Here is a 4,571-nt window from a genome sequence, read left to right as displayed (position 1 = left end):
AAATACCTATGAATTAGTCACCGAATTATTGAGACTAAATCTTAATAAGCGTAAATACTATCTGCAAGGAGAGAGGGCTATGAGGCTCATTATATCTGCGTCCTAGCCCTTTTTGTCCCCCCGTAAGTGTTGGATTCTTGCACAGAGAATATTGTCACTCGTTTCCCAGATACTAATTCAAATGTACCCTATGTCAACGAACGATTTGATGCAACCTGGCATCCAGAACATGACTGGGGATGGCAGCAAAATCGGGCGATTGTTGGACATAACCTCAAGATTGCTTGGAATCTAACCCGTGTTGCCAATTACTATTTAGCAACGGGCAATTCCAAGGATGCAGAGAAAGCACTTAACCTGGCTACAACCCTAGCCGATAAGATGTTAGAGTTTGGTCTTGATCCAGTCCGAGGAGGATGTTTCGATGCGGTGGAAAGAGATCCAAAAAACGGCATGGCTTTTGAATTTACATGGAGCAGCACTAAAGACTTTTGGCAGCAAGAACAAGGTATCTTGGCCTACCTTATCCTGTATGGTCAAACGGGTAAACAAGAGTATCTGGATGCGGCCAGAGAAACTATTGCCTTTTGGAATATTTTCTTTTTAGACCGAGACAATCGAGGGATTTTCTTCCGTGTGACGGATATTGGTAATCCCGTGATCGAGGGAGATTATGTCAATAAAGCAACTCATGCGATCGCTGGATACCATTCTTTTGAACTTAACTATTTAGCCCATATATACACGCGCTCGTCAATTGGGATAAAACCTAGTGGAGATGAGGATTTCTGTCTGTATTTTCATCTCCGTTCCAACAACAAACAGCGATCTATTAATGTCCTTCCTGACTACTTCCCACCAGGACGGCTTAAAATCACTGGCATTACTGCTAATGGTATTCCTCGGGCGGTAGAAAACCCACAGAACTTCCAAATTTCTATCAGTGAATCGGATCTCGTATCAGACTCAGGCTGTGATTTAGTTGTCGAATTTGGAGCCAGCAATGATAGCAATGAGGAAAATAGCTCTATGAGCTATAAACCGTTACTAGGCAAAAAAATAGCTATTTTAATGGAATCAGAATATATTCCACACGAAATAAAATGTTATCAGGATCGATTTACAGAGCTTGGGGCAACAGTCCATTTTATGTCTCGACTTTGGGGACAACAAAGCTCGACCTTCATCAATGATATCGATCCACTTAGTACTGACAGAAATATCTACGAATTTATCGTAGATATCGATTTTGACAAGGTTGATGTCAATGACTACGCTGCTGTATTAATGGTTGCCAATTACTGTAGCGTGCGACTTCGTTACTTTCAGCCTCCAGAAGGCTCTCCTGTTAAGCCGGAACAAGTTAAAACTGCTCCTGCGGTTCAGTTTTTTGCCCGAGCTATGGCTAACAAATCCATCGTCAAGGGAGCTTTATGCCACGGTCTGTGGATTTTAACTCCCATGCCAGAGTTACTCAAAGGGCGTAAAGTCATTTGTCATGAAGTGGTTTTGGCTGACATTGTGAATGCGGGAGGGATCTACGAATCTTCGCCAACAAAAGTAGTGGTTGATGAAGACCTAGTTACTGGGTACTCTGCCAAGGAAGTCGAACTTTATGTGGATGCGATTGCAGAACGAATTAGTGGCGGGATGCCCAAAAAAAAAGACTGCTACAAACCACTGTTCTAAATCAAGTGAGAAAAATGAGCTATAACAGAGAACTTGAACTTGCTTTACTGGCTGTCGTTGAGGCCAATGACTTAACAACAGTGACGAATTTAATTAAACAAGGGGCTGATGTAAACCAACGAGGCCCTCTAAATTTGACATTACTAATGATTGCTGCGGGCTGTGGCTACGTACAAATGACGCAACTCCTTTTAGACGCTGGTGCTGATGTTCATGTTGTCGATAGCGTTACAGGAGCATCACCCTTACATAAGGCAGCGCAAAGTGGGGTAGTGGATGTTGCGCAACGGCTGCTCGATCATGGTGCTTTCCTCAATCTTCAGTCAGCTATCGTTGGTCATACACCTCTCATTGATGCAGTTTGGTTAAAAAAGCCAGCTATGGTCAAGTTCTTACTAGATAGAGGCGCGATTATTGACATCAAGGGACATCACGGCGCTGATGTCTGGGAATTTGTCAGCGATCAACCTACCTGGACAGCAGGGTTTACCACTCCTAGACAAGAAAAATGGGGGCAGGAGATTTATGCGATGTTGGAGGCACGTCAAAAAGCGGATGAGGAAGCCCAGAAGCAGCCTTTGATGCAAGCGGTAATTGAGGGCGATCTCCAGAAAGTGGAGAGTCTTATTGCCCAGAGAGTGAATGTTAACGAATCCTCCCCGATCATTGGAGGCGGAAATGATGGACAAAACGCACTACTTGTGGCTTGCTTCTTAGGCCATACTAATCTGGTTGTCAAACTTTTACAGGCAGGGGCTAATCCTCAGATTGTGGATTACTTGATGAAAGCTACGCCTTGCCATAAAGGGGCTTATGCTGGACGTCCTGATGCAGTCAGATATCTCATTGAAAATAGTGCAGTTGCAGTAAATGCTCAAGGACCTTACAACGGTTATACTGCACTCCACGATGCTACTTGGCACGGTCATACAGCAGTGGTTGAGGTTCTTTTAGATGCCAATGTTCAAATGGATCTACGAGGTCATGATGGCAAAACGCCTCTAGAATTAGCCATAGAGTTCGGATACCAAGATATTGCTACCTTGATTCGGAAAAAAATCCACATGGCAGACTAACTATTTCTCAATTACAGATTACAGAAAGGAACAAATCTATGACTATTCAAAACTTCAAATTTTTTACTGATGGGCTAAAACCCGAACATCGCTTGCGTCATGAGTATATGACAGATACAAACTTCGATGATGACCGTCTTTGGATTCCCTATGATGATGGGGTTTGGTTTCAAGCCTGCCATTTTAATGTTAGTACTGGTGGCTTTGCTAACATTCTGAAAATTTTGCCAGGGAAAAAACTCGATCCCCATTATCATGTTAGTACGGTTCATGGCTTAACGATTCGAGGAAAATGGCGTTATATCGAACATGAATGGGTTGCTACTCCTGGGTCTTACATTTGGGAACCACCAGGTGAACTTCATACTTTATTTGTACCAGAAGATTCACCAGAACCGATGATTGCTTTCTTTGCCCTTTCTGGAGGACTCATATACGCTGATCCTGAAACAGGAGCTTTTGTTGGCTATGACGATGGCTTTACACTGCTTCAACTGGCACGGGAGCACTATCAGAAAGTAGGTCTCGATCCTTCACTGCTTGATTACATGATCCGGTAAGTAGGTGGTAGCGAACTGCAAACATAAATCGTCAAAACTGCAAACAAGGCAATTTTCAAACCACATTATGGGTCTTGGCAACTTTTGGTGATCTTGGTTGGGGTAAGGCAGAGGGCAGTCCCAATGAAAAAATTCTAGCGTGGTAAAACTTACTAGTAGTCTGCCAAGCCAACTTTGCTAGGTTAAATTTGGATATAAACGCTCCATTTTTCGGCGAGCATGTTTGGTTTGAAAACCCCAATAGACACTAGATTTTTGCTGATTACGTTGTTTCTCCCAAGCGGCAATTTCAGAAGTTAATGTTTCTGCATTAGGAATACGCCCTTCTAAACATTGGCGAGATAAAACAGATAATTCAATTTCTACTTGATTCAGCCAAGAAGCGTGTTTAGGAGTATAGTGAAACTCTAACTTTTGAATAATTCGACGTGCTTCTTCTGGTGGAAAAACTTCATATAATGCACTGGGTGTATGAATATTCAAGTTATCAACTACTAAACGAATAACATCGGCATCTCGGTAGAAAACATCTACTAAATTTTTCATTTGTTTAGCAAAATCGGCTTTAGTTCGACGTTCTGTAACTTCGATATGCCGCCATCCAGCCAAGGGTTGAAAACATGCGAATAAATTTACTGTCCCGTTACGTTTATACTCAAAATCATAACGTTCAGGCTGCTCTGGCTCTGGTGGCAAAGGAAGTCTTACTTCTTCTACTAATTGGTATGGACGTTCATCAAAGCAGACCACAGGGCGTTTAGGATCATAAGGCTCATTGTATAAATCCAGCACATCTTCCATTCGGAAAACATATTCTGCGTTAACTTCAGGAATACACCATTGTTCTTTCAACCAAGGCTTAATTTCATTTTTTTTAAAGTTTGACGTACTGTTTCATCTGAGATTGAATCTATGATACCAACGTTCACTAATTGATCTGCTAATAATTGCATTGTCCAACGCACTCTTCCTTCTGGCGGATTAGAACAAGCTGTTGCAATCAAAAATGCTTCTTGCTTTTCATCTAATTTTTTAGGTTTTGGTGGATGAACTTCATCCTTTAAAGCAAAATCTAAACCTCCAATGACAAATTTTTCTCGTATTCGTTGCACTGTTGCATGTGATTTGAACGATAATTTAGCCAAACGGTCACGAAATACTTCAGTCTGTACTAGGACAACATATAGTTCAAGTGCGATTCGTTGTTAAGTGAATCTCGGTATCCAGCCCGTAAATAACTTAACCA

At 41.9% G+C, this 4,571-nt stretch carries 5 protein-coding genes; 3 read left to right on the top strand and 2 right to left on the bottom strand.

Annotated elements, in window-relative coordinates; genetic code table 11:
- Positions 1 to 129: 129 nt before the first annotated feature.
- From H6G92_RS39055 to H6G92_RS38275, 3 genes are read left to right on the top strand one after another with little or no spacing between them, the layout of a single operon-like run.
- Positions 130 to 1,689: a DJ-1/PfpI family protein gene (locus H6G92_RS39055; protein ID WP_199345145.1), complete on the top strand. Its 1,560-nt coding sequence runs from the start codon at positions 130 to 132 to the stop codon at positions 1,687 to 1,689.
- A 14-nt stretch (positions 1,690 to 1,703) separates the two neighbouring features.
- Positions 1,704 to 2,765, top strand: a complete 1,062-nt coding sequence (locus H6G92_RS38280) for an ankyrin repeat domain-containing protein (RefSeq protein ID WP_190902016.1) — start codon at positions 1,704 to 1,706, stop codon at positions 2,763 to 2,765.
- Between the two features lie 38 nt (positions 2,766 to 2,803).
- Positions 2,804 to 3,325, top strand: a complete 522-nt coding sequence (locus H6G92_RS38275) for a 2,4'-dihydroxyacetophenone dioxygenase family protein (RefSeq protein ID WP_190902014.1) — start codon at positions 2,804 to 2,806, stop codon at positions 3,323 to 3,325.
- Positions 3,326 to 3,502: 177 nt separating this feature from the next.
- On the opposite strand, the gene H6G92_RS38270 is transcribed toward H6G92_RS38275, so the two are convergent.
- Together H6G92_RS38270 and H6G92_RS38265 are read right to left on the bottom strand one after the other, a co-directional pair.
- On the bottom strand, positions 3,503 to 4,177 hold the full coding sequence (locus H6G92_RS38270; RefSeq protein WP_242059527.1) for an IS630 family transposase: 675 nt from the start codon (positions 4,175 to 4,177) through the stop codon (positions 3,503 to 3,505).
- On the bottom strand, positions 4,174 to 4,437 hold the full coding sequence (locus H6G92_RS38265) for a helix-turn-helix domain-containing protein (RefSeq protein ID WP_190902012.1): 264 nt from the start codon (positions 4,435 to 4,437) through the stop codon (positions 4,174 to 4,176). The genes H6G92_RS38270 and H6G92_RS38265 overlap by 4 nt, the downstream gene beginning before the upstream one ends.
- Positions 4,438 to 4,571 lie beyond the last annotated feature (134 nt).

Source organism: Nostoc foliaceum FACHB-393, from assembly GCF_014698505.1.
GTDB lineage: Bacteria > Cyanobacteriota > Cyanobacteriia > Cyanobacteriales > Nostocaceae > Nostoc > Nostoc foliaceum_A.
Note: the sequence above shows the minus strand (reverse complement) of the source record. Positions and strands in the feature narration are given on the sequence as shown.